Raw genomic sequence first — 26774 nt, forward strand, 5'->3', positions numbered from 1 at the left:
AATCACTGCCATCATTATATATCTTAAAACAAATAAAGTATTTCTACTCCACCGGGCTGTCTTCCTTTGCCACATATTCCAAGAAATCAAAATCGGCGTAATGCTTATGTTTCACACGATCCGCACAGGTGATGCCAACCATTGTTCCGGTAAACTCTCCATATTTACAATACTCATCGGAAAACTTTGTGGTATCAAATGGGATGCCAATCTTTTCATAATGTTCCCCATCATACCCCCAATAAAACTGTGAATGTTTCCCTTGGATCTCCAATCGGAAATAGATCGGTACATCATCCACTGCTTTTCTTGTATTGACAAATTCTGTCTTCTCTCCATTTTCCAGAGCGATAATGGAAATTGCACTCTGTCCCAGCGTTTCGCTGTAATATTTCCGCAGATTGATATAATTCATATTATCATAATAAATGATAAGACCTGCCGAATGTTGATGTACCTCCGGCACAAACTCCATCTTTGTCGTTATCGTTGCATAAACACTTGTGAGTTTCCTTGCCAGAATACTTACCTTATTTAGAGAAGTTCTTGACTCCTGTCCACTTAATCGGACATATCCTTTTCTAGCATGAATGTCTGCAAAGCTCTGAGGCATGAGACGAGGTGCATAATAAAAGTTGCCAAGCTCCGTTCCGTCAAAATCATCAAAATCCGGTATTTCGGACACCTTATATTCCGGCAATTCACTTTCTTCGCAGTATTCCTTAGCAATATTGCTTCCGTCTGCCATGCGAAGCCAGCCATCCTCGGTCCATTTCATTTTCTGGATGGCAGTCTCTCTGCCAAGCGTACAGCGAAGCTCCGGACGGAATGGTCTGGAGCAAAGATGTACCAGATATACCTCTCCAAGCTGCGTCTCCACATAGCTTCCATGACCGGCTTTCTGCAATACCACATCCGGGTTGAAATACTTTGGCTTTAAATGGTCCGGATCATGTCTTTCGTTGGACTCTATCGGATTAGACGTAACGATTGGATTCTGTGGATCTCCTTCATAAGGTCCCCATACATTTTTGGAACGCCCCATGGTTACACAATGATTATATCCGGTTCCTCCCTCGGCACACATAATATAATAATATCCATTTCGTTTGGTCAGATGTGGTGCTTCAATACAGCCTCTGTCTGTTCCACCCTTCCAGATCCGTTTTGGATACCCAATAATCTCCTTTTTCTCCGGATCATACTCAGAAACAGCAATCACTCCTGGTTTCTCATAGCCTTCTCTTGTCTCCCAATCCAAAGATACAATATATTTTCGCCCATCATCATCGTGAAGAATAGATGCATCGAAACCGGAGGAATGCAAATATACAGGCTCACTCCATGGACCCTTAATATCCTTAGCGGTGATCAGGAAATTATCCACATCAAAATAACGTGCATTCATGGAATTCATCACACCATAGATCACATAAAACATATCCTCTGTCTCGCAGTAAGTCAGGCATGGTGCCCAAATTCCTTTCGCTGATGGAAGTTTTTTTAGATCCGGATTGCTGTCATCTGTCAGCACATGGGTATAAAGCTCCCAGTTTTTCATATCGCGAGAATGATAGATCGGAATCCCCGGAAACCATTCAAAGGTAGATACGGCAATATAATAATCTTCCCCTTTCCGACAGATACAAGGATCCGGATTAAAACCTTTTAATATTGGATTTCTAAGCATATTTGTTTCCTCCATTTCATAAAAAATGTACTCTCGTTATCTTCTCAAAACGAGTCATTTCGGCTACATAAAAATGATCAATGCATTTACTCCCTACTGATCACACCACTGACTATACTGTGGGCAGACAGAACAATTTCTGTTTCTTTTCCGGAAATCCGTATATGAACCGGTACTGCTTCTTCTCCACGGTTTAACAGAATCAATACAATTCTTCCATCCGGATTTTCCCATGCAGTGACATCTATCTCATCGGTATATCTGCTAAAGCCAAGACGCACTGCACCCGGTTGGATAAAATGCGCAAAATTCCAGTAGTAATCCGCACTCATCCTCTGCAGCAATTCCTTGCGTTCCTCATCAAACAAGAACGGTGCATCACAATAGTTTCCCACATGATTTGGTCCCCCCTCTTTATTTAAGAGGATGTTCCAATCATAAAATGCATTCAGACCATGATTCAAATTTCCAATCATATCATGAGCGAGTCGACCGGCATTGACCGATTCTGCAGCAGAATCAAACTTGTTGTATTCCAGGCAGCTTTCAGACAAAATAAGCTTTTTATCCGGGAACTGCTGTCGTACCAGGTCCAATGTCTCAAAATGATCCCCACTGTACCAATGAAATGCCGTTCCGGCAATCATGCCATCTGTCGTCACATCGATCAGATCGCAGGCTCTTTCAAAAACACGTTCCTTGTTGTGATCCCATATAAAGATCTCTACATGCTCCAGACCGGCCTGCTTCATCGCCGGGTATAAATGATCTGTAAGAAATTCTTTCTCCTGCTCTGCAGAATACACGCAGGAGTCCCAGAGCTGGACAGCCTTTGGTTCATTTTGTATTGATATACGCTCCACCTCATAGCCACGTTTTTCAAACTCTGTGATATAACGGCAGATACATTTTGCCCATAACGGATAATATTCCTTTTTTAAGCTTCCACCATTTTTTCGCGAATCATTTGTCTTCATAAATTCAGGCGGTGACCATGGAGACAACATGATCTTTAATGGTTTTTGTGCCATCTTCTGCGCGGCAGCAAGAAGCGGAAGAATATATTTCTCTGTGTCCGAAAAATCGAATGATTCCAGATCCTGATCCAGCGGATCGCATATGGCAGAATACAAATGTGTTGAAAAATCACAGCTGTCCATATGGATCCTCACCTTCCGGTAATTCATATGGTCCGGATGAAAATACATCGTAAGAAGTCTTTCTTGCTGCTCCGGATCCAACTGTTGAAACACATAACCTGCCGCATCCGTAATAGCTCCGCCAAATCCTTCAAAGCTCTGGTATTTCACCTGCGGATAAACATTTATCACCTGATCCTCCACACCGTCATCATCAACAAATTCTACTGTTTTTTCATATTGTTCAAGCTTTTTTACTCCAACACTTTCTACATAAGTCAGCTTCATTCTTTTCCTCCTTCTTTCTCCCGCAAAATCATAACGCCCCAGTCTTTCAACGGCAGACTCTGCTCCTTTTTATAACACTGTCCGGTGAGAATATCCTCCACCATTTCAAAAGGACATGGAATCTCTTTCTCATCTTCGCTGTAATGAAGAATATAGTGGATCTTCTCATGTTTATAATTGATCCCACTGCGAATGATCACCGGCCACATAATATTATCCTTAAAATAATTGTCAATGTGAGCGCATGCTATGGCATCCTTCAATATTTCTTTCAGCTTGTCCTTTGTTACATAACAACCGACATAATATCCATATCCCTGACCAAAAGAATTCTTTGTGATCGCCGCATATTTTCCCCAGTATTTATGCTCATATTGTTCCATTACCTGAGCACTGTCTTGTTTTAGCAATTCTGCAAAATATAAAACCTGCTCTCCGGCAACCTTGATCCGCCCAGGCTCAGTAAACTGGTTATAGCTCATACCGAAGCACTCGGTCATACCATGAGGCTGCGCATCCGGATACACGCTTAAATGACGATCTGCCACAAAGGACTTAAAGGAGCTGACAAGCACACCCCCTGACTGTACATATTTCTTTAGTTTCTGTATAAAGGTATCTGAAACACTGTATAACGCAGGAGTAACGATCATCTGATATGGCTTATCCTTCTGCTCTAATCGTTCTTCCATCTGATGAATATCTATCACATCACACGGAATATTCATTTCATACAGGCAGTCATACATCCGGCGTACCACATCGTTATAGCTTAAATCCTTGTCAATTGGAAACCACCGGAAACTTGTTAATGATTGATTATCTACTACCAATGCCACCGGGCTTTTTCTTGAAATGCACAGGACATCCTTTCCGATTCCTGCTATCTCTCTTCCAAACATTCCGGCTTCTTCATAAGCAGGATTCACAGCAAGATCATGGCTTAAAACACCTTTCCAGTATGTCTCATATCCATCATGAATGGAGTGCCAATTCCAGTACATGATCCCTTCGGCACCACTTGCCAGATGACTGTATCCCTGCAGTCGCAGCTGCCCCGGATACGGCGTCCAGTATTTAAATGCCTGTGCCTGGCATTCCAGTACCAAATAGGAGCTATCCTTCAGAGTGCGGATAGAATCGCCGCCAAATGCAATTTCTGCTCCGGTCAGATCATCTTGTGTCGGATGGTAAATATCCGTTCCCGCAATCGTTACTGCCTTAGACGCTTCATAATGATTTATGTCCGGCTGCACTCCATAAGAATATCCATCCTGTGCAATATCGGCTCCGAATTTCTTCCATTCGAAATCAAAATTATGCGTAATGAACTGATCCTGCCTCTTATATTTCTTTACGATCTCGGACTGCCACATCAGATATTCTGCCGCCAGACTCCTCTGAAATTTGGCAAATTCACTGGCAAGCCCGCCGTGAATACATCCGGCCATATCCGGAAAATCTGACCAGTCATGGATCGAATTACTCCAATAACGCAGTCCAAACACATCATTTAACCGCTCTGTCGTATGAAACTGCTCTTTAAGATACTCCACGAACATTGCCTGTACCTCAGGAGAAGCAGTGCCGTAATGTTTTGTCTCGTTATCAATCTGAAAGCCGATAACACACGGATTCTTCGCTGTATGTTCGAGCAATCTACAAATCACATTTTCAGCACACTGCCGAAACACCGGATGAACAATATCCATGATCTGGCGCCGTCCATATTTTGCTCTGGTGTAACCATTAAATACCATCACCTCCGGGCATTTCTTTTCCAGCCAGGAAGGAATGGCATAAGTAGGTGTCCCGATCACTGCATACATCCCGGCTTTTTCTACCGCTGCAAGAACTTTGTCAACATAAGAAAAATCGAATTTCCCCTCGACCGGTTCCAAAGTGCTCCATGTCGACTCGGCAATACGGACAGTATTCATACCTGCCTCCTGCATCATGGCAATATCCTCCTGTAAACGTTCGTAGGGCATATACTCCGGATAATATGCTGCGCCAAATAGTATATTATTTCTTTCTAAGTCTTTCATAACATTCCTCCATCACGCATAGATTCATATAAGACAGACCTTCCAAAACCATAATGATCTCGGAAGGTCTTTTTTATTAATAGAAAACTGCTGACAAATGCACGCTTTCTGTCAGATTACAAATTACTACTGATCGTTACGATGCTTTCCCTGCTCCAGATCTGCGATAACCTGATCGTATTTCTTATCCAGATCAAAGAATACCATGCAGATTACGACGATCACAACCATTATAAATGGGATCCAAGCAAAGGACCAGTTGATCGCAGCCAATGCTTTTGCGGACTGTACTGCATTCTTTGCATCAAATCCACCGAAGCCTAAAACCCAGCCCAGTGCCGCAGTACCAATACCGGATCCAACTTTCATACAGAAAGAGGAAGCTGCGTTGCCCATGCCGGCAGTACCATAACCGTTGTACCACTCTCCATAAGTGATCGCATCCTGCAAAAGACCAAACATGGATGCTCCTCCACAGGCAAATCCCATACCCTTTACAACAGATAACACACAAGTAAGTGTTACATTTGTTGTAAAACCGGAAAGAAGGAATCCGATTCCGGAAACAGCCATTCCACACATAAACAGATTTTTCTTGGAAACCTTTTTCATGATAAACGGTGTCACAAACAGAAACGCAATCTGTGCCATAGACAGACAGTTTGAAATAATTGCATATTTCCCGGCATTTCCAACATTATATTGTGCAAAATATACAGCTGATCCGAAGAAACAGGACATCATAAAGTACATTGCAAAGATTGCGATTACAAGCAGTACCCAGTACTTATTTACAAATAATCCCTTGATCCCCTTGAAGAAAGAAATCCGATTCTCCTTTGTTTCTTTCTGATCGGAACCACTCTCTACGACACGTTCTTTACACATAAAGAATGTGAACATATTCAGGATTACAAATACGATCATTAAAACGATAAATGTCAGCGTCCAACCCTTCTGGGAATAAACATCTCCACCACCAAAAGCTGCTGTCATCTTTAATACGACCGTGTTGATCGTCATCGTACCTGCCGTTGCCAAAAGGTTACGGAAGTTGCCAAGAAGACCTCTCTCATACTGGTTGGTTGTCATCAATCCGTTAAGTGTAGCATACGGAACATTGATTCCTGTATAAAAGATCGTGGATACTAAGTTATATGTCAGGAACATATAAGCTAACTGTGTCTTGCCAACAAATGATGCCGGAACGGTAAACATCAGAACCGTACACACAGCCAGCGGAATACATAATCTGGCGATCCATGGACGGGCTTTTCCCCATTTACTATGGGTATGATCAATAATATATCCCATTACCAGATCTGAAATACCATCAAATATTTTTGAAATTGCAATGATCGAAGCGGCTGCTGCTGCACTGGCTCCCACAACATTCGTGTAATATACCAACAAAAATGCACTAATTGCAGAATATACTAAATTTCCTGCATAATCTCCTATACCATAAGCAAAACGCTCTAAAAAGGAAAGTCTTGCATTTGGATTCATCTTATTATCATTCATACTTGTTACCTCCTATTTTGTAATTTATTTGTCTAACGGAAACCATCCAAAATCAACACAACGTCCCAGATCCCAGCTGTCCCAGCCGACCCAGCCATCTGTGTTGACTGTATCTGTAAGCAACTTATAACTCCAGTAAAAATATCCAGATCCCTTATCCCAGGCCTCTTTCTGCATTTTTGCAACCGCCTGATAGATTTCCTTTTTCTGCTCCGGAGTATATGTCTCTACAGAAGCACCTTCCAGTCCGTTAAGAACAGTCTGTCCTCCCTTAGTATCCCAACCACAGGCAAGAGAATTAAACAGACACCACTCACCGCAGATAACCGGGAAATACTGCTGCATTTCCTCGATCTCCTTCATGAAGTGCTCTTTCACATATTTTTCGTATCCTTCTACTGTCTGCTCACATCCCATCATTTCTGCCATCATCAAATATTGATGGGTATCCAGAACGACATTTTTATACTTTTCTTCCCGCATAAAATCTTTCCAGATAGTAAGTTCGAATCCGTCGTGAATAACGATGTATTTATCCTCTGACAGATATTTTTCAATGCGGTCATACGCATCCAGATAAAACTTTCGGATGAATTCCACGGTGATCGGAGCGCTTCCTTTCGCCATCTCCTCGTCTACCGGTGGATATCTTTTCTGGATATTGAGAAGCTCCCATGCTCCCTGCAGTGCCGGTTCATTGATCAGCTCAATTCCCCAGAGTCCTTCTCTGTGTCCGTATCTTTGTGCCAGTCGTTCCAATACGGTATGAACAAATTCCACCTCTTCCGGATTCTGTGCCCATTTACACACACCGCAGATTCCGCCATTATCAGATCCGTTCTGTCCCTCCGGTGCAGTATGCAGATCGATCAGTATCTTCAATCCATATTTTTCAGCCCAGTTGAATGCCTTGTCCAGATCCTCAATGCATCCAATAAACGGCTCTCTGTCTCCAAAAATAAAATATGGTACCGGAATACGAACCGCATCCAATCCCCATGATTTGATCGTTACAAAATCACGCTCCGTAATGTACTCACTGCGATGGATCTTGATCCTTGCCTCATACACCTCTTTTGACAACTGTCTTGGAAGCCAATACTCATCCTCTGCCGTGGTTCCTTCAAACAATGCCGGATTCATCCACTTTTCCAGAACAAGCCAGTTTCCTAAATTAACACCCTTCACTTTCATAAATGTTCACCCTACCTTTCTTTTTAGATATTCCGTTTCGGTTGTTTCTTAACTTGTGACTACATTTTATGATGAAAACGGGCTTATTTATATTAAAAATGTTAGATTTTTAACATAATTATCAGATAATATGATATACTTCATCTATAACATGACAGAGTAGGAGGAACCCCTGATGCAAGATACCATTTTACTTCAATATCTTTCCAAAAAAATGCACACTCATGCATATAAATTAACCATCGACGGGGAAATTACTTTTTCCTGCTGCAAAGTCCTTGCTTTTCAGGATACCTATATCAAAGACAAGGATTTTCTGGACTTTTTACTGGAATCACTGCCACAGGGAATTCCTTGTCTTAGATCCATCCGGCAAAAAAATATTTACGGCATCGTTACAGGCCACAATGCTATTTATATTGTCGGTCCTGTCAGTTTTGCCTCTCCTGTTTATCTGAACTGCGACTACAACGAACTAATATTAGAAGAAGAAATTGAAAAATACGTTCCACAGGTCAATCCGGATGACTACCTGGAAGATATATTGTTTCTGAACCATATGATCACCGGAGTAGAATCAACAACCGAGCAGATCATAGAGACTAACTGCCTCAATCATGACCATACGGGAAAAGTACAAAAACACTTTAACGATATACTATTTGAAAACCATGAAAATAATGTCCATCATAATCCCTACGATCAGGAGATGCGGGAATTTGGCAGCATCGAAAACGGTGATCTGATCCAATTAGAAAAAAGCCTGCAAGAGGATTATGACGGAACGATCGGCACTCTTGCAAAAGATCCCTTGCGCAATCTCAAAAATCTCGGTATTGTTCTGGTCACTCTCGCAAGCCGTGCTGCGATCCGCGGAGGCCTCTCTCCGGAAATTTCCTTTTCTCTGAGCGATTCCTACATCCAACAGATTGAAGAGTGCAAGGATCTTGCCCTTGTCGCTCCCCTTGCCCACAAAGCAGAATTCCAATATGCTGAAATGGTTCATGAGATCAAAGAGAAGCAGAAAGGCATTTTGAAAAAACAGAAAAATCCCCGCATTAATAAATGCAAGGATTTTATCTTTTCTCATTTACATGACCGGATCACACTGGAAGATTTGGCTGCTGAAGCAGACTGTAACCCCAACTACCTCTCCCAGCTATTCAAGGAATGCGAAGGGATCAGTATATCCGGTTACATTCTTCAGGAGAAGATCAACCGAGCCAAAAATTTACTGATCTATTCCGATTATTCCTATATTGAGATCGCAACTTATCTGGGATTTTCATCGCAAAGCCACTTGGGAACCCAATTCAAAAAACACACCGGATACACTCTGCGTCAATACCGTGAAATCTACGGACGAAAGGAATGATCTAGCGTAATTCCCTCTTCAAAATGAAGCCGTTTGCTGCAGATCTCCAACGCAGGTAACCTATGAGATACAAATTTCAAATATGGTCAACAGTACAACAAAGGAACGGTATTTCTTTGTCACTTTTCTAAGCCATGTAAGTGTACTTTTTTCTTTCACCGATACCCTCCGATCCTTCCTCACAATGCCACCTTTCGTGACACCATTCTATTCTGCCGGAACAAACGGAAGCTCAATCGTATCCGAATCTTTCTCACCGCTATCCTTACTGCCAGAATCTATGCTATCGTTATTTTTACTGCCGGAATCCTTGCTGTCAGAATCTATGCTATCGTTATTTTTGCTGTCAGAATCCTTACTGCCGGAATCTATGCTATCGTTATTTTTACTGCCGGAATCCTTACTGCCGGAATCCTTGCTGTCAGAATCCTTGCTGTCAGAATCCTTGCTGTCAGAATCCTTGTTACCGGAATTTTTGTTATCTGAATCATTCTTACCGCTATCCCTGCTCGTCTCATCCTTCTGATCGGATGAAGCTTTGGATGGCATATTGTCATCCAAAGATGTCGGATCTGTTGCTGTCTGTTCTGACCTATCCGATTCCCTTGCAGTATTTTGACCGGACTGCCTCATCACTACCGCAGCGACAATGACTGCCAGCATAACCACAAGACCAATCGCCGTAATAAACATTGTTTTTTTCTTATTTTTCATAGCCGGTCTCCTAACATTATCTTCATTATTTTTCGGAAAACGGTACAAAAGGCGTCTCCGGATCACCACTTGTTGTAATAATATCCTCTGTTTCAAACTCTACAATCTCCATCTCCGGTACTTCATATCTCTCTTTCATAATCTGATACTCCTTTCATTTTCAAATAAATTCTGTGTTAATATCTATGTACTCTTGCTATTCGGTTACCTTGATCGTTCACTTACTAATTGGATTGGCATATAGACTGCGCGGTATATGCATAATTGGAAAATGCTTTCACCAGTGTCACCAGAGCATCCTCATAAGTCCCCTCCTGAGCTTGTAATACCTGATAACAGTACATCATCGCACAGTAATCTCCACTCAATGTGTTCGTACCATCAGTTACGGTAAACTTTTTTGAATTTCCTAACTCATTTGCCTTGATGTTTTCCAGAGACAGAATATAATACTGACCTCGTTTCACCGGTGTGATTTCTTTTCCGTCTACGATAAAATTCAGCTTTGACACATCGATTCCTTCCTTCGGTTCATAGAAGATATTCAATGTAGTTTCCGATTTCAATACCATGCTAAGTCCGGCAAATTGTCCAAGCACTTTATTTTCAGCCTTATTTGCAACAAAATTATCAATATAACCCTCAAATCGATCCAGTATTTCCAACTCATTATCATTTAAATACTTATTTGCCAGCTCATCCACCGCCTTATTAAAATACTTCTGTGAGCAGGCACCATAATTCAACATCGCCACAGCGAAGGGATAGGCATCCACATACGATGAACTATTCTTAATTATGTATTGTGCATAGTCTCTGACGGTATAGGTATATTCTTTGCCGCAATTTCCATTTCCATCAAACATCTGCGCTTTAATATCCTGTGTCATCTCATAGGATGATACCTCACATGGAAATTTGTAATATGTTGTTCCTTCTTTGATCGTGGTGTTCGTCTGTGCCGCGGAAACAGGCACCTTCGTAACAGTTCCATTCGGAAGGGTAAACTGCATATACGCATCCTTATCTGCAATAATCTGATCCGACAACTCCATGTAGAAGTTAACGCCGATATTACCGGTAAGACTTAAGGAATAACCGGCAAGCTTAGCGCCGATGCCATCTATGATCGCACCACAGTCATCACATTTTCCATCATTATCCGCATCCGGATGGTCACCATAGGTATTCTTCTCTGTATTCGAATACGCATAAGATACCGGCTCTCCCGGTTTGCCCTCACATCCGTTATAAATAGCGTTCTTATAAACTTTAGCCCCACCTAGGTTCGGATAAGTGTCTGTTCCGATGGTCTGTCCCCAGACTTCATCGGACTGGTCAAGCTGTAAGAGATACGCAACTTCACCGGTCTTAAACTCATCTGTCGTTTTGCCTTCGACTTTTGTGGCCGTTCCGCTATTCGCGCCTATCGCATTTCCAGTATAAATGGTGCTGTCATAATAACAGTTTGTGATGGTTCCTTTATTCCATCCGTTCACGCCTCCTACATATCCACTACCACCAACACTACCGACATTATAGCAGTTTGTGATAGTTCCTTTACTATTATATCCGCTCACGCCTCCTACATAACGTTCTATACCACTGACGCTACCGGCATTATAACTATTTGTGATGGTTCCTCCGTCATTATATCCGTTCACACCTCCCACATTACCTTCGCTACTACTGACGCTACCGATATTATAGCAGTCTGTGATGCTTCCGGTATTATTACCTCCACACACGCCTCCTACAAATTCTAAGCCACTGACGCTGCCGGCATTATAACTGTTTATGATAGTTCCTTTACTATTATATCCGCTCACGCCTCCTACAAAACCGCTACTACCACTGACGTTTCCGGTATTATAACAGTTTGTGATGCTTCCGGTATCATTATATCCGCTCACGCCTCCTAGAGTTCCTAAACCACTGACGCTGCCGGTATTATAACAGTTTGTGATAGTTCCGGTATAATTATTTCCACACACGCCTCCTACCTTACTGGTACCATAGAAATAAGAATCCAAAATACCTGCATTGGCAATCTTACCATTGTTACGACCGAACAATCCCACATCATAACTATCCTCTTGATTGAAATACAATCCACTGATTGTGTGGTTTTGTCCATCAAATATACCAGTGTATGGACTTGCGCTAGTTGCTATCGGTGTCCATTCCTTGAATGTTCCCTCATTTACTGTTCCATCCGACTTCAGAACATTTTTATTCACAACAATATCCGCGGTCAGGACTGCATTCGCCGATGCATTCTGCGTCTCGCCCGAAAGCGTACCATTTACAAGTCCTGCAAACCAGTAAAGCTGACCTGCATTACTGATTTCGTAAACCGCATCCTTGCTATCGTCCCCATCTATATCATACTTGTCTGTGGTAAGCTTTGCCGACTGGTATACCTCATTACATGCACAGAAACCATTCTCGCCGATGCTGTGAGATTCCGTTTCTTTCGTTACATATCCGATCGGACAGTCTTTGCATGCCACATTTTTTATATGTTCTTTGTCATCTTTCCAAGTGTATGTAACATCACCGTCTTTGTTATGTGTATGCTCTTCTCCATCTACCAAAAGGCTCGCACCATCTGCCAAAGTGAGTTTCTCCGGATTAGTAATACTCGCACCACTCTCAAATTCAATGCTTTCCCCACTTGCAATCGTTAAATCTTCTTTTAAAGTGGCTTTACCATATACATATGTTTTCGTTACATTAACTTCCTTCTCATAGTCTTTCCATTGCTTTGTGATGACAGAGTTGCTACTATCAACATTTTTTATTACAGAATCTTCTGGATATGCTTCATATGTTTTACCAATTTCCGCCAGAATCTGGCTGTCTGATATGGTAATTCCATTCTTTGATGAAATTGCCCCCGCCATATCCTCGGTACTCTTAGCTTTAACATAACTATCCTTTATACTTACTGTATTACCCAAAATTGCATCATTAATTTGATTATTGTTCACAGCAATATGACTATTTTCAATCGCTAAACTCCCATGACATCTGATCTCGGAAGTTTCCACCGTTGCTCCCATTATACTTAGGTTACGTGGCTTCCTTGTGCTTCCTGCAAGGATACTTTCACAAATCAGACTTCCGTTATTATCACTCTTTATTGTCAAAGTATGCTCATTCTCACTATTTCCCGGTTCAATTTGAATATACTGCTCCACGTTATTGGTTCCTGATAACAGAATCGAAAGATCCCTATCGCAACTCAAATTAGTAATAGACACACCTTGCAGTACCAACTGATTCTCTTCACCGTCATAATACCAACCATTTCCCTGATATATTGTATTCTTATTATCTTTTCCATCGTCTTGAAGTTTTCCATCCCAAATAACTGCTATAGTAGTGCCATCGCCTACATACAGATACTGAGGGGCATTTTCTGCCAAAGTAATTTCCGCAGTCTCCTCCGCCTTCGCATTCATCACGCCCCAGCCGCTGACATCCACCACTGACAGCATCATAAGAGCCGCCATGGCTCCGGCAAACATCCGCCTTATTCCTCGTTTTCTTTGTTTCATATCTTCCTCCCTTTCCCTGCGATGTACTCTCGAAATTCTTCGTTTAGAAGATTCTTTCATTCAGAGATTTTCGCATAATTTAAGATCATTTCCTTGATCCTGCGTAACTCCGGGGTATAATCCTTGTTGTCCTCTGATCCCCAGATAAATCCGCTGGCACAGTACGTACAAGCCGTCATCATTGTATGCACTGTCACACGAAAAAATTCCTCCTTCGGAATATCCGTACGAAATGTGTGATCCTCCTTTGCCTTCTCATACATCCATTCCAGTCTCGTATCGACCGAATAAAGGGATGCATGAAACTCCTCAAGCTGTTTCTCCTCTACTTTCTCATGGGTGACATAATGGTTGAAATTGTCATTATACTGCAATAAATCCTTGTGATGCTGGTACATTTCGATATAACTGTCCAGCGTGAAAGTAAACCTATCAATTGCCGGAATATCTCCAATCGATGTAAGCGGACGCTTCGCATCCAGTGCATCCAGATACTCTTTCCATTTGGCAGCACACACCGCGATCACTAACTCCAGCTTATTCGGATAATAGCGGAATAATGTCGCACGTCCTACTCCTGCCGCCTCTGCAATCTCTCCCATACTGACCGGCTCAATTTTCTTCTCTACAAAAATTTGAAACGCAGCATTGATAATTGCTTTTCGTCTGTTATCCTTCATACTGCTTTTTATCTGTGTCTCATTCATAAAATAATCCTTTCCGTGATACTCGCTGTCTCAATCATACTGAAAGATTATTGTCTTGTCAATATCGGATGGGGGAAAATAGATATCCGGATATCCTTTAGCTGTTTCCCAAGGACTGAATGCTCATTCAAGAGCCTTCAGCCCAATCATTTTGTTCATTTCCTAGAAAAAATCAACCATTTTTATTTTTTTCATAATTTGCCTTTCTTAATTTGGGTGATTTCATGATCTCACCTTTCTCTTATCAATCACTATTTTCCACTCTTTTGTTATTGCCGGACAATTTTAACAATCCAGCTTCGATAAGACACATCTGATTCACCGTTACTTTTCTTCTCCAAATGCAACCTGCCTGTCACACAGCTTAAGTGCAGCCGGACGGTGGGTTACAATGATCACTGTCTTATCCGTCATGCTGCGAAGATTCCCAAGAACTGCTTCTTCCGTTCCGGCATCCAGTGCACTTGTAGCTTCATCCAGAAGAAGTACCGGTCGGTCGGAATAAATTGCCCTTGCAATCGCAAGCCTCTGCATCTGTCCTTCGGATAGTCCCAAGCCACGCTCTCCAAGCAACGTATCAATCCCATGCTCCAGTTCTGCGATAAAGCCATCCGCACAGGCAATCTGCAGAGCTCTGTGAATGCCTGCTTCATCTCCTGTTCTGTTCTTATCTGAAAATGTAATGATATCCCGGATACTTCCACTCATAAGCTGATTGCCCTGTGGAACATAGGCAAACATGGAACGGTCACAGCCATACACTTCTCCGGCATCCACTGTATACAAGCCCATCATAAGCTTTAACACAGTACTTTTGCCACAGCCACTCGGACCGGTAAATGCCACAAACTCGCTCTTTCGTATCTCTAAGCTGTAATCCTTTAATACGATTGGCATAACCGTATCTCCCTCGGTAATGACCGGCGGAAGATATGTAAAATCCACATGCGACAAGCCGAAAGTGCTGTTATACGGAATATATTTTACTTCATCCTCAGCATACGCCTCAATCTCCATCAGCCTCTCCGCACTCGCAAGCATAGCGAAATACTTCGGCAGATAGCCTGTGATATTGGCAAACGGATTCTGTATCTGGCTGATAAGCTGAAGCATCGCCATAAATGTACCGTAGGTCATAGTGCCACCATAGATACTAAAAGCTCCATAGACTGCTCCAAGCACATAAGCTCCGTTCATAACTGCTCCAAAGCCGATATTGCACACATTAGAAAAATGATTCTTACGCATGCGGGCTTTCTTGTGCTCGCTCATATGGCTTTCCGCCTCAGTAAGACTATCCACTTCCTTGCCAAATGCTTTGACGATCATCAAACTGCCAAGATGCTCCTGCAAGAAGATACGGACAAATCCATCCTTTTCCTGCATCTGCTTGTGCAGCTTTTTTAACTGCTTTCTGAAAATATAAGTAAGCAGCACCAGAAGTATTCCACCCGGCACAAGGATATAGGCAAACCTCGGTTCCATAATAAGGATTACCACAAGTGCTCCTGCCATCTTCGTTACCATTCCGGCTACGCCCGGCACAATCGTGGCAAGCCCCTCTGACACGACAACAGTATCTGATGTCAGGCGGTTCATCCACTCACCGGAATGGATTGCGGTGACTGCTCCATAATTGTGTGTAAGAAGCCCTGCAAACAGCCTGCTTTTGAATGTATTCTCATAGGTTGCCTTAGCGTATTCTTCTAAGAACCGAAGAACTGCCCGGAGTGCAATCTGCCCCACCACAAGTGCCGCAAAGAGGACACAATAGGTAATCATTTTGGAGCTGTCATGTGCCACTGCCCCATCAATCAGTCCACGCAGGAGCAGAGCATAAAAAACACTGCTGATGCCAAGTACCATCTGCAAAAACAGCAGGAATAGTATATATAATCTGCTTTTGCCTGCGACCTCGTTGATAAAGTGCAGGGCGGATTTGTTCGTCTTTCTCATAAATAATCACACCAACTTCGATTCATTTTTCTCTCTTTTTTCTCAAAACAGATTGTAATCTCATTCTGATTTTCTTCAAAAATATCCGCAGCTTATATGGTCTGCACCACAGCCACACATACAATCGGTATCTTATGTCATCGGTCTTGTACTGCTTCCCTTTGTGGGCAAAGTCTGTCATCACACCAATAACATCTATTTTAGGGATTCCACTCTCTATCCCAATACAGTTATCACCAAGGATATCATAGAAATCTTCATATACCTTGACAATTCTGTGAAGCACATACTGGTCTGTGCCTCTTTTATATAACACAACATCCCATAACTTACAGCTTTCGCCCTGCTTCACCTCACGCACTGTGAAAGAGTCCCGTCCCTGCTTTAGCAGCGGCAGCATACTCACTCCTACATTTTTGTATGTGAGAGTATGGAATTTACGTAGATATTCCTCATAAGATAATCTGGTCATTCCTCTATCGCTCCAATGCCACGCAGCTTCTCCACAATTGACTCCACATCCTTTTGCAGCACATCCTTCGGAGCATCGTACTTTTCATACATTGCCTCAACAATCTGCTCTTTGGTACTATCTGTTTTCAGGCACTCTACAATAAAAGCCGCTGACTTGTTGCTTCTGACAAGTCCGGCAAAGGAGCTGGTTACATCAATTAGTACCTGCTCTCCATCGCTGTCGTGTGTGATAAATGTATCTTTTAATCTCATCTATAATTCCTCCTGTTTCTTAAGTCTATTCATTCCTTCATAAGCAACCTTTGCAGCCTCGATATCCATGTTACAGCCAAGCCGGTAGACCGGCATTACATTAAGCATCCTATCTATGAGGGAAAGTGTCTGCTTCATTCCGTCCGCTGATAAGCTGCGATTCGTCTGCTGGACAATCATCGGATATGCGGCATGTGGCTCTGCCGGTTCGATATGATTTGTGGTATCTCTTGTCAATATGCAGATGCCCTTTAGCGGTACTGCAATATTCGTGCTTAGTCTGTGCTTGCCATCCCAGGGTGTACCATATGCGGTCATGCCGGAGTCTGTGATATGAAGAAGTGGCTTGTCATCGTTTACCATGACGGCACGCTCCCCGAAATACTCTCTCCACAGTCGTGTATGAGTGGACTTGCCGGTGCCGCTTTTCGCTGTAAAAAGATAGCCTTCGCCATCTACTGCAATGACCGAGCCATGAAAAAGCAGAGTATCACAGGATAAAAGGCGGTCTGCAATCTTGCGATAGACCGCAAGTGTCTCTAAGTAGGCATCGGAAAAATGCCTGATAGGAATGCCCTCTTTGATATCTTCTCTGGCGGATTTCTCACGCTCAAAGTCGATATCGGACTGCGTGGTGGAATCGTGAAATAAACCGGTGACACAGCTCCACTAGTTTCTGTAGCTGTACCCCTTTGAACATCTGCCACCATATAATCTTTGCAATATTCTCTGATATAATCACAGACAGGACAGATGGTAAAATACTGTCCTGCCAGACGGATTGTAAAGTTCTTCATATGCGACCTCTGATTGCATTCAAATTATAATTCTACTTCTGTTTCTTTTTCTTCCGGATAAATAAAGCCATTCCTGTCACTGCAATCGCTGCCGCAATTACTATCAATATAATTCCCCGCACCGGCATACTATGTGATTTTTCGGAGGCTGTATCTGCATTTGAGCCGATGGTATTTTCGTCGGCATCTATGCCCTCGTCAATTCCTGCAATCTCTGTGCCACCACTCTGCTTTTCTGTACCACGATTTTGTACTGTAGCGCCGTCATCTGTCTTGTTTTCTTTCTTGTACTGCTCGGCAAGTTTCTTTTCCTCTGCGGCTGTATCTACCGAGGAATCTACCGTAACTTTATAATTGCTCTTATTATTGTTGGCTCCGGACTGTTTCTTAGTCTGATTATTGGATGTGCCGGACGTATTCGCGTTTCCGGCATCTTTATTTCCTGAATTATCGCCCTTCTTATTGTCTGTGGCATCGGACGGATTCGACTTTCCGTTTTCATCGGTATCTTTCTTGTCTGTATTTTCATTGGAATCCTCGATTTTGGTATCTGCGGAAGCAAGTACCACACTCTTGAGATTTCCGACACCTGAAAATGCATTTGCATGAATTGTCGTAACTGTAGATGGTACGATGATCTTCTCTACCGAATTACATAATAAAAATGCATAATCATTGATTTCTGTTACCGCCTTGTCGTTAATATAGGCAGGAATGGTAACCTCTTTGTCGCTTCCATTATATGCATAAATTGATACGTTTTCTCCATTATCTTCGTATTGAAAATTTCCATAATATTCTGTCGCATACACCTGTACACTTCCAAACAGGCAAAGGAAGCAAATACATACTGCTGTTAAAATCATATTTTTTATCTTCACAATCAATCTCCTCTGTACTGGTTGATAATGACAGCCATTTATAAATACCCGTTACTGTGCTAAATAATTTAAATAGCTTCTCTGTTATTTGGAAAAAGCGGCGGTTTGCACCGCCGCCCCCTGAATAATGGTATTCTTAGTCTCCGAAGCCTTCATCACCGCCACCAATCTGACCACCGCCACTGGTAGTAATCACATCTTCTGTTTCAAATTCAATAATTTCCATTTCTGCTACTTCATAAACTTCTTTCATTTCTTTGTCCTTCCTTTCACTTAAACTTGTACAGCGAATATTAAATAATTGGCAGTTTGACTTGCTTATTTTCCTGATGGCACTACTCCACAAGCCTCGACGTACGCCATGGCTCCGGCAAACATACGCCTTATTCCTCGTTTTCTTTGTTTCATATCTTCCTCCCTTTCCGTGATACTCGCTGTCTCAATCATACTGAAAGATTATCGTCTTGTCAATATCGGATTGGGGGAAAATGATCATCATTCGCTCATCATTTGTCCATTATTATTCAACACTTTCCCTACTGATCCTGCCGGATTTTTTTCACAATAGTTATTTCTTGGAATGTCCTGCTTCTCCTCTCCTTACTGAAAATCATCCGGACAGCCCGGTACACCCAGTAAAACGGCAGAAGCCAGTGATGTCTTTTCAGTACCGGGCAATAATCATACTGCTCTTTTCCCGGAAACAGTCGTTTTATTATATAAGCAGCTTTTGAAATACTTCCATCTTTTTTCCGATGCTGAGACATGCTGTTTACTACTCTGCGCTCTGTCGTACCATATGCTCCGGAAGTCATATAATAATAAAGCAGCTTACTCTCTTCCGGCGTAAGAGCGTGACGAAATCTCTCCGTCCCTTCTTCTGCGAGGATATCATTTATTCGGAACACTTTCTTGCAAAGATCCCTATTTTCTTTCTCAAAATCTGCAATACCAAGAATCTCACACTGCTTGTCAATATAAGGAAAATCAAGGGAATCTTCCAGCCGATTCAAATACACATATTGATCCAATAGAGAACGGATTCCTGTACCGCTTCCATCAAAGTGCTTGAACATATGCGTCATAATATATACATAGAAATCCTCATCCGTAAAGCGATACTCGGATCGATTTCCTTTCGGACGCAGACGGTCTTTGATCCTGTCATAATAGCTTATCCACTCATTGTGATGACCCGCTCCGTAAAGTGAAGTATGCATTTCAAAATTATAAACCGGTTCTTTTTCATAGACATCATGATTTCCCTGCTCAAAAACTTCGACCTCATAACCGCGGCTTATCATGTAATCCCGGATCTGCTTCGCATAGTCTTTATCAAACAAAATGTCATTGTCCGACATCTGCCGCATGCCGATGGACGGATAAAACTCTTTTAATATCACGCCCTTTAATGGCATATGCCAGATTCTCTGCTCATCCATATAAGAAAAAATCTCTGCACGTTCCCGATCGAATAAGATTACTTTACGGATTGCTTTGGCAATACTCTGTTCCCACTCTGTCGGAAGCTTCACGCCAGCCTTTTTCAGCACGGTTCCGGTAAGTGCTTCCACAAAATGAGCCTTGCTAAATCGATACATCATCTGCATTTTGTCTTCGTCGTATGCTTCCTGAAATGTCTTGATATAAGCCTTCGCAGGCATTTTCTCATTAACACCACACCCTAACAGATAAAGCAGATCACACATCATATCTGAAAGGTCCGCGTTTCTAATTTCTTGCTCCATCCTTTTCTCCTCCATCAACAATATTTTTCTCATTATATACCCACCCATATGATAAATAAGAGTATTATCTTTGGATTACTTGTTGTATAACCATTATTGAAGTTCTAGAGAATTAGAAATATAAAAATGGAAGTTCTTCTCCTTACAGTATTTTTTTATTTTTTGGATCAGTTTTTCGTCGGTTGTATATTCCAACAGATATACTTCCATTCCGTCTGCTTTGCAAGCTTCCAAATATTTGCTATAATACTCCCGTGTTTCCCTTGTTTGCTCATTAAATGTCCCTTTATCAAAATCGATACCGCTCCACACAGATTCCTGGTTTACACCTGTCATAATATGATCAACAGCCCCATAGCGTTCTCTATATTCCGTTACATATGTATCCCCACCATTGATGATGACCGCTTTTTTTAATGTCATAATGTTTTGCAAAATCGCTGTAAGACCCTCAAAAATACTTTTGCGCGGAGCATAATAATATACATCACAATTGTCTATAAAAAAACCGTCAACACCTTTTTCAAATAGTTTCTTAGAAAGCTGTTCTATAAACTTCTGCCATGCCGGGACAGACACATCCACCCATTTTTCTTCATCCCAATGCTCATACTTGCCAATTGTAAACTTCTCGTAAGTTTTATAATATTCCCTGAAGTTTTCAACAGATCCAATATTTAGATACGTATATACCTTTGTTCCATTTTGATGGAGCGATTCGATATCCTTTTTTGTAAAATATTGCGCATCAATTACAATCAGATCATATCTTTTAAAGCGTTCCAAAGATGAGGCGTCCGCATTCAGAAACACCCCATAATCATTTTTCTCTAATGTTTTCCCATAATCATTTTTCTCTAATGTCTTCCCATAATCATTTTTCTCTAATGTTTTTACTTTATCGTCTTTTATAAAAAAGCATCCCATAATAAACATCAGAATAACTAGTAAAGCCACGGCTCCCATCTGCTTGATTTTTTTCCTGCTCAATGACACTCATCCCCTTTCCATAGTTTCCAAATCTATAACACAGTATAACACAGAATAAATGTGATATGGTGAACTAATTGAACCTCCTTAACTTAAACCATCCACTTCGTTCTTTCTGACACTGCAATCTCTGTGCCTGAGATGGTCAAGCATTTTTGTAACATTTACACTAAAAAAAATCATCGGAGAATTATCATAAGGACATCCTGCTTTGCTCATGCTTTGCCGAATCCCTTTTTCTTCACAAAATTCTGTGATGGCTCTGGAGGTATATTGTGAACCCTGATCACTATGCAAAATAATTTCTCCTTTTACAGGATTTCTGTCAAGGGCAATCTGTAATGTTTGGATAGCCAATTCCGCATATTGCTAACAACCGCAACTTTATTGATTACTTACTAGCTCAAAGTTCCTTTCCATTGCCTAAATGCTCTTATATTTCTGTACCAATGCGCTCAATTCATTCAATAATGCATGCAGGTAATAATACCGGAATCCGTTCAATCGTAATGTGATACTGCTTTAGTCTGCTCCTATAAACAAAATAAAAAGGTAACTAAGAATTTTTCTCAATTACCTTTCATTATCGTTCCATACAACTTATGACGGATAAAAACAGGCTATACCCTCCTACAGATTTTTATCACAACTCCTATCCCCCTACAGGAATCATCATTTATTTTTTTGAAGTTCTTTCACCACTTTTTGCGGGATAACAAAACGAAGTGTTCCCATGGAAGCCGGTGCTACATCCCCCTCTGCAAAGCAGATCACTATTTCATCTTTTCCATTGATATAAAACTGTTGGTTTTCATCAATCTTGTCAAACAATGCTACCGGTGTATCTGTATCCAGAAAATACACATTATTTTCATCCTTTTTCATATTTTGGCGCATCTGTTTCTTGATCTGTGCCGTAAGTACATCTACATAATCCGCATTCTCCGGGAACAGATTCGATAATTCCAGCAGGTTTCCGGTACTTTTTTCTATCGTATAGAAGGCATCCGCCTGGTATCCATCTGCCTGGGAGGAAAACGCAGACAGCATAACACAATAATATTTCGAAGAGTTCGTGACCACCTTGCTATCCACGGTCAGAGAGGAGTAGCCCAACGCCCCGACCTGCTTCTTAAATTCTTTGAGCAGCTTCTCGGTCTTTTGCTCCATCTGCGCATTGATCTCTTTGACTGATTTGCGCGCCTGTTTTCCGGTTTCCTCGGAGTCATCCATCCCTGCCCTATCTGCATAGATTTTATTCCATTTTACGTCTGCACTATGCCTTCCATCATCAAACCGGTATTCCCGGAATGTAACCAGCTTAAAGTATTCTCCTATCACCGGCAGGCTCTGCATGGCATAAGCCGTTGCTTTATTAAGATTTGGAAGCAGAATACTCAATGCTAGCATGGCTGCCATGCCGGCAGCAACATACCATCTGTGAGGTTGTTTCTTCGTAGCAGCACAAGCAGCATAATCTGCCTCCTTCACATAGCAATCCCGTATTCCTCCCATTGCCTGCAGCAGTTCCTTGCTGCTGATTGTATTTTTGATTCTTCGGCTCATCTGATTCCTCCATTCCATGCATTTGAAAATTCGTTACTATCCGTTCTATCGGTCAGACACTGCATGATATTCCTTCATCAGCTTTGTATTTTCCATAATAAATGGCTTTGCCGTATCCTGCCCCCATTCCGTGTCATACATTCCCATCAGATAATCATTCAGCTGTTTTTTGCTTTCAAAACGGGTTACCTGATAAGGAAGTTGGAATGACAGCTTTTCAATAAACAGATATTTATGATTCTTTGTCGGCACCAGCACACCGGTATGACCCACAAACAGTTCATTTTCCGTTTTGCTGAAACTGGAATGCAAAACGACGCTGATCAGAGTTGCCTTTGTCTTGCCGGAAACAGAAATCTTTTTGTTTTTCCAATCCTTTGCCCAAATTGCTGCATGTGTTGCCACATTCTTCGTATATTTCGTCTGCACCGTAGAGAATATACTCTCAAATGCTTTTCTCTGCTTTCCTGAAAACTTCTTAGTCGGTGCATTCTTTACCGCATCCTGATCCATAAACAGCTGCGACGGATTCGCTTTTCTGGTATTGCCGACCTTAATATAGTCCTTCATCAGATCATAGGCAGTAATCCTGCAGTTATAACCGATAAACAGTTTATTTTTCTTCAGCCAGAGCTTACTGATCCGGTTTTCATTATATACCGGTGGCTTTTTTCCCATCTTTCTGAAGCTTTTTTTTACCAGACTGGTATTTTTGATGGTTTTATTGTAGCTTACAACATCCTTCAGCCAGGCATCCGCTGTTTTGGCAGAGATTCCCGCTGACAAAAGGGCACTCCTTACTTCTTTTCGTGACTTTGCATCTGCAAGATTGGAATATGCCGGCTTCTGTTGTTCTGCCGCCACAGACACCTCTCCTGCCGCAAACATACTGACTAACATTGCAGTCAATAAAACATAACACAATATCTTTTTCTTTGACATAACTATTACCTCATTTCTTAATTCAGCCCTGATTTTTTCACAGGCTTGTTTCTAAATATGATATCCTTCCTTTTGCAAATGTATCTTTAAGGACTTCCGCATACGGTGCAATCCCACCTTGACTGCGGACTCCGTCATATGAAAATGCTCTGCAATCTGGTATATCTCATCCAGATAAAAATACCTTTGGACAAAGATCTGTCGTTTTTTTGACGGCAGTCCGTCCAGATACCGGTTGATTGCTTCCTCCAGATCCTTCCGGTCCATTTCCTCTCTCACATTATCATGTGCCAACGATGCACACTCCTTTAATTCCTCCAACGGCTGATCCACACTGTCCCCACAGCGTTTTCCGGCATGCAGATGATCATATCGGTTGATTGCCAGATTTCTGGTTATTTTTCCCACATATGCCGACAAAATCTCAGGTACTGTCGGCGGAATGGACTCCCACAGCTTCAGCCAGGTATCATTCAAGCACTCCCTGACATCCTCTCCATTTCCTAAAATACGATAGGCGATGGAGCTGCAATATCTTTCATACTTGTCCACAGTATTTTTAATGGCAGCCTCATCACGGCACAGAAATTGCGCAATAATCTCCCGGTCATCCCATGCCATTTGTTCCCCCTTTGAATAATATGATGATTCTGCCATTTTTTCCTCCTTTTACTACCGCAGGTCTATTCCTCCTGATTCTTTACAATGCATTTCTGGCTGTTTTTGTCTATTGCATCATAATATAGTTTTGCATAGGCTTTGCATCCGGAAGAGGTCAGATGTACTCCATCGGATACAAACCACTTTGGGTGCCCTTCTGCAAGAGATGCCCAGTCAATAATCTGCACATTTTTGTATTGCTCTGCCATGGATCGGATCTGGTGATTAGCCTCTTCCTGCCACTGCAAATGCTCCCCGAAGGCTGTGACCCAATAGATCTTCCGGTCCTTTCCAATCGCACGAATCAGCTCTCTGCCGACAGCATCGGAAAAGGTTCCGTTCGTTCCCAGAGCAAGCACGACCGTATCTCCTAATTTTCCTTTTGATTTCAGGTCTTTAACAATATCCTTCGACTGAATAACCTGTCTGGATACCTTGGCATCAATCATACAGTCCGGTAGCTTTTTCTTTACTTCCTTGGAAGCACCAAGTAGAACGGAATCACCAATTGCGGTAATACTCTGCCCACGGATGCTGGCATTGTCATCTTGATCCGTTTTCTCTAAGGGAGCCTTTTTCATTTTTTCCACTTTCCCGGCGGCCGGTGCTTTCTCTTTTGAAGCTTTTACCTCGTCAGCAATCCTCCTGTGTTGTTGCTGTGACATTGCCTGTGCTTTTACGACAGTATCCTTCACAGCGTCCCCCGGCAGCTGATGTGTAGTGATCACACAAACAGCCAGTACAATACAGGCTACAGAGAATCCAGTGCTGGTATAACCTATGACAACACCATCCCCCTTCGGGTTCTGTTTTTTCTTATATTGAAAAAATACCATCAGTCCATGCATCGCAGATGCCGCAAAAACCATCAGTATGATCTGTACACACCAGGATACCGGGCCAAAGTTTTTCTTATAATACCCAAACAGAAAAATGATCGGATACATCCACAGATAAAGCTCATAACTTATTCTTCCTACTAAAGCAAAGGGACTTTTGTCTAGCCATTTCCCCATACTTCCCACTGAAATCAGCAAAAGAATCAGTGCACAAAGTATTCCATCTGCAAACATTCCCCCTTGGTATATATACGGCATCTGCCCTTCCGCTATGAAATAGGCTCCCGTCATCACCACGAGCCCTGCTGCTGTCAGGCTGTTTATAAACCATAACGGCAGCCTTCTTTGTACAAAAGATATCACATCCTTCTGAATCATTGCAATAAACATTCCCAAAAACAGGGCATATATTCTTGTATCTGTCCCATAATAAAGCCTTGATACATCCTCTGTCGGACGATAGACAATGCTCATACGAAGTCCACCAAGAATCACCAGAACAAGCACAGCTGTTCTCGCAGCCGTCATGGATGTATGCTTCTTCAGTTTACGAAGAAGCCAAAACAACAGCGGCCACATAAGATAAAACTGCATTTCTATGGCAATCGCCCACAGATGTGTGTATGGTGACTGCTGGCTCATCCTTGCAAAATAAGATGCATTCTGCCGGATCTGCCAGAAATTATTATATCCCCCAACAATGCTTAAAACTTCACCGCCCCTGCCCTTTGCCACCTCTGGCATACTGACCGCCAGAATGCCCCACACTGCAACGATCATAATGAGCAGAGGAGGATAAATCCTTATGCAACGTTTTTTATAAAATCTGCCTGCTGCATATTCCCCATGTTCCAGGTCCCATACGGATGTTTTATAGATCAGATAGCCGGACAGCACTAAAAACATATTGACTCCGAGAAAGCCGCCCGGAAACCGCCCCGGCATTACATGGTAAAGGACAACTCCCAATATAGCAAAACCCCTTAACGCATCCATCCCTTCTATGCGGCGTTTTTTCTTTTGCTCCTTCATTTTCCTGCTTCCTTCCTACTGCAATAAGGCTTTTTTTTGCGCGCTATATATTATGACAGCAATTTGAAGCAAAAGGTTACATTTTTATTATTTTTTTTTTAGAAGACAACCAGCTTCATTATGATGCATTATTACGTAAAAAAGGGAAGCAAATGCCTCCCATTGTGATTTTCAAATACACTTCCATTTATGATATCCATAAAGTGCTTTCCACCATTTTTTAATGCTTTCGCAATGACAGAAAAAATCTTATGATTTTCCCCATCGTCTTCAAGATATCCTATTGCTCCATCCGCCATATTCAGCACAACATCATATCCCTTGTCAAATGTAATCGTGCGAATGTCCTCCTTTTTCATCATGTCTATCTGTTCTTCAAGCGTAATTGGTAATTC

Annotated in this window: 22 protein-coding genes and 1 pseudogene; 1 reads left to right on the forward strand and 22 read right to left on the reverse strand. The window is 42.0% G+C overall.

Annotated features, from left to right (window positions below; all coding sequences use genetic code 11):
• Positions 1–43: 43 nt before the first annotated feature.
• The 5 genes from ACSAJE_RS03605 to ACSAJE_RS03625 all read right to left on the reverse strand — a co-directional run bounded on the left by ACSAJE_RS03605 (position 44) and on the right by ACSAJE_RS03625 (position 7883).
• Positions 44–1690 (reverse strand): glycoside hydrolase family 43 protein, encoded by a 1647-nt coding sequence (locus tag ACSAJE_RS03605; RefSeq protein WP_458009698.1) that lies wholly within the window; start codon positions 1688–1690, stop codon positions 44–46.
• Between the two features lie 86 nt (positions 1691–1776).
• Complete coding sequence (locus tag ACSAJE_RS03610) at positions 1777–3117, reverse strand: glycoside hydrolase family 30 protein (protein ID WP_458009699.1); 1341 nt, start codon at positions 3115–3117, stop codon at positions 1777–1779.
• Entirely contained in the window at positions 3114–5165 is a 2052-nt protein-coding gene (locus ACSAJE_RS03615) for a beta-galactosidase (RefSeq protein ID WP_458009700.1), read from the reverse strand. Before ACSAJE_RS03615 ends, ACSAJE_RS03610 begins: the two co-directional genes overlap by 4 nt.
• Before the next feature lie 126 nt (positions 5166–5291).
• On the reverse strand, positions 5292–6689 hold the full coding sequence (locus ACSAJE_RS03620; protein WP_458009701.1) for an MFS transporter: 1398 nt from the start codon (positions 6687–6689) through the stop codon (positions 5292–5294).
• Between the two features lie 24 nt (positions 6690–6713).
• Complete coding sequence (locus ACSAJE_RS03625) at positions 6714–7883, reverse strand: glycoside hydrolase family 5 protein (RefSeq protein WP_458009702.1); 1170 nt, start codon at positions 7881–7883, stop codon at positions 6714–6716.
• Positions 7884–8058: 175 nt separating this feature from the next.
• Here ACSAJE_RS03625 and ACSAJE_RS03630 point away from each other — a divergent pair, with 175 nt between their 5' ends.
• A complete protein-coding gene (locus ACSAJE_RS03630; RefSeq protein WP_458009703.1) occupies positions 8059–9258 on the forward strand; it encodes a helix-turn-helix domain-containing protein in 1200 nt (399 codons plus the stop codon).
• 207 nt (positions 9259–9465) lie between these two features.
• Here the strand turns inward: ACSAJE_RS03630 and ACSAJE_RS03635 are convergent, their stop codons facing one another.
• The 17 genes and pseudogenes from ACSAJE_RS03635 to ACSAJE_RS03715 all read right to left on the reverse strand — a co-directional run bounded on the left by ACSAJE_RS03635 (position 9466) and on the right by ACSAJE_RS03715 (position 26741).
• The gene (locus tag ACSAJE_RS03635; RefSeq protein WP_458009704.1) at positions 9466–9972 is read right to left on the reverse strand and encodes a hypothetical protein; all 507 of its coding nucleotides are present in this window, start codon (positions 9970–9972) and stop codon (positions 9466–9468) included.
• Positions 9973–10196: 224 nt separating this feature from the next.
• A complete protein-coding gene (locus ACSAJE_RS03640; RefSeq protein ID WP_458009705.1) occupies positions 10197–13535 on the reverse strand; it encodes a GLUG motif-containing protein in 3339 nt (1112 codons plus the stop codon).
• A 56-nt stretch (positions 13536–13591) separates the two neighbouring features.
• Positions 13592–14242, reverse strand: a complete 651-nt coding sequence (locus tag ACSAJE_RS03645) for a TetR/AcrR family transcriptional regulator (protein WP_458009706.1) — start codon at positions 14240–14242, stop codon at positions 13592–13594.
• Positions 14243–14566: 324 nt separating this feature from the next.
• Entirely contained in the window at positions 14567–16198 is a 1632-nt protein-coding gene (locus ACSAJE_RS03650; RefSeq protein WP_458009707.1) for an ABC transporter ATP-binding protein, read from the reverse strand.
• A 22-nt stretch (positions 16199–16220) separates the two neighbouring features.
• Positions 16221–16670 (reverse strand): hypothetical protein, encoded by a 450-nt coding sequence (locus tag ACSAJE_RS03655; RefSeq protein WP_458009708.1) that lies wholly within the window; start codon positions 16668–16670, stop codon positions 16221–16223.
• The gene (locus tag ACSAJE_RS03660) at positions 16667–16924 is read right to left on the reverse strand and encodes a PqqD family protein (protein WP_118691510.1); all 258 of its coding nucleotides are present in this window, start codon (positions 16922–16924) and stop codon (positions 16667–16669) included. The genes ACSAJE_RS03655 and ACSAJE_RS03660 overlap by 4 nt, the downstream gene beginning before the upstream one ends.
• Positions 16925–17287 (reverse strand): hypothetical protein, encoded by a 363-nt coding sequence (locus tag ACSAJE_RS03665; protein WP_458009709.1) that lies wholly within the window; start codon positions 17285–17287, stop codon positions 16925–16927.
• Positions 17288–17463: 176 nt separating this feature from the next.
• Positions 17464–17721 carry a hypothetical protein gene (locus tag ACSAJE_RS03670; RefSeq protein ID WP_458009710.1) on the reverse strand — a complete coding sequence of 86 codons (258 nt, stop codon included), beginning with the start codon at positions 17719–17721 and terminating at the stop codon, positions 17464–17466.
• 32 nt (positions 17722–17753) lie between these two features.
• Positions 17754–18602 (reverse strand): leucine-rich repeat protein, encoded by an 849-nt coding sequence (locus tag ACSAJE_RS03675; protein WP_458009711.1) that lies wholly within the window; start codon positions 18600–18602, stop codon positions 17754–17756.
• A 536-nt stretch (positions 18603–19138) separates the two neighbouring features.
• On the reverse strand, positions 19139–20350 hold the full coding sequence (locus tag ACSAJE_RS03680) for a nucleotidyltransferase domain-containing protein (protein ID WP_458009712.1): 1212 nt from the start codon (positions 20348–20350) through the stop codon (positions 19139–19141).
• A 93-nt stretch (positions 20351–20443) separates the two neighbouring features.
• On the reverse strand, positions 20444–21340 hold the full coding sequence (locus ACSAJE_RS03685) for an endo alpha-1,4 polygalactosaminidase (protein ID WP_458009713.1): 897 nt from the start codon (positions 21338–21340) through the stop codon (positions 20444–20446).
• 180 nt (positions 21341–21520) lie between these two features.
• Positions 21521–21703 (reverse strand): annotated as a pseudogene (locus ACSAJE_RS03690) (DDE-type integrase/transposase/recombinase); the annotation flags it as partial.
• Between the two features lie 309 nt (positions 21704–22012).
• Entirely contained in the window at positions 22013–22906 is an 894-nt protein-coding gene (locus ACSAJE_RS03695) for an RsiV family protein (protein WP_458009714.1), read from the reverse strand.
• A gap of 45 nt (positions 22907–22951) precedes the next feature.
• Positions 22952–23848, reverse strand: coding sequence for a DUF4300 family protein (locus ACSAJE_RS03700; protein WP_458009715.1), 897 nt, complete (start codon positions 23846–23848; stop codon positions 22952–22954).
• A gap of 51 nt (positions 23849–23899) precedes the next feature.
• Entirely contained in the window at positions 23900–24505 is a 606-nt protein-coding gene (locus ACSAJE_RS03705; protein WP_458009716.1) for an RNA polymerase sigma factor, read from the reverse strand.
• A 26-nt stretch (positions 24506–24531) separates the two neighbouring features.
• Complete coding sequence (locus ACSAJE_RS03710; RefSeq protein WP_118691519.1) at positions 24532–26379, reverse strand: acyltransferase family protein; 1848 nt, start codon at positions 26377–26379, stop codon at positions 24532–24534.
• A 131-nt stretch (positions 26380–26510) separates the two neighbouring features.
• Positions 26511–26741, reverse strand: a complete 231-nt coding sequence (locus ACSAJE_RS03715; protein ID WP_458009717.1) for a hypothetical protein — start codon at positions 26739–26741, stop codon at positions 26511–26513.
• Positions 26742–26774: the final 33 nt, after the last annotated feature.

Source organism: Jutongia sp. SJQ-6 (assembly GCF_054161275.1).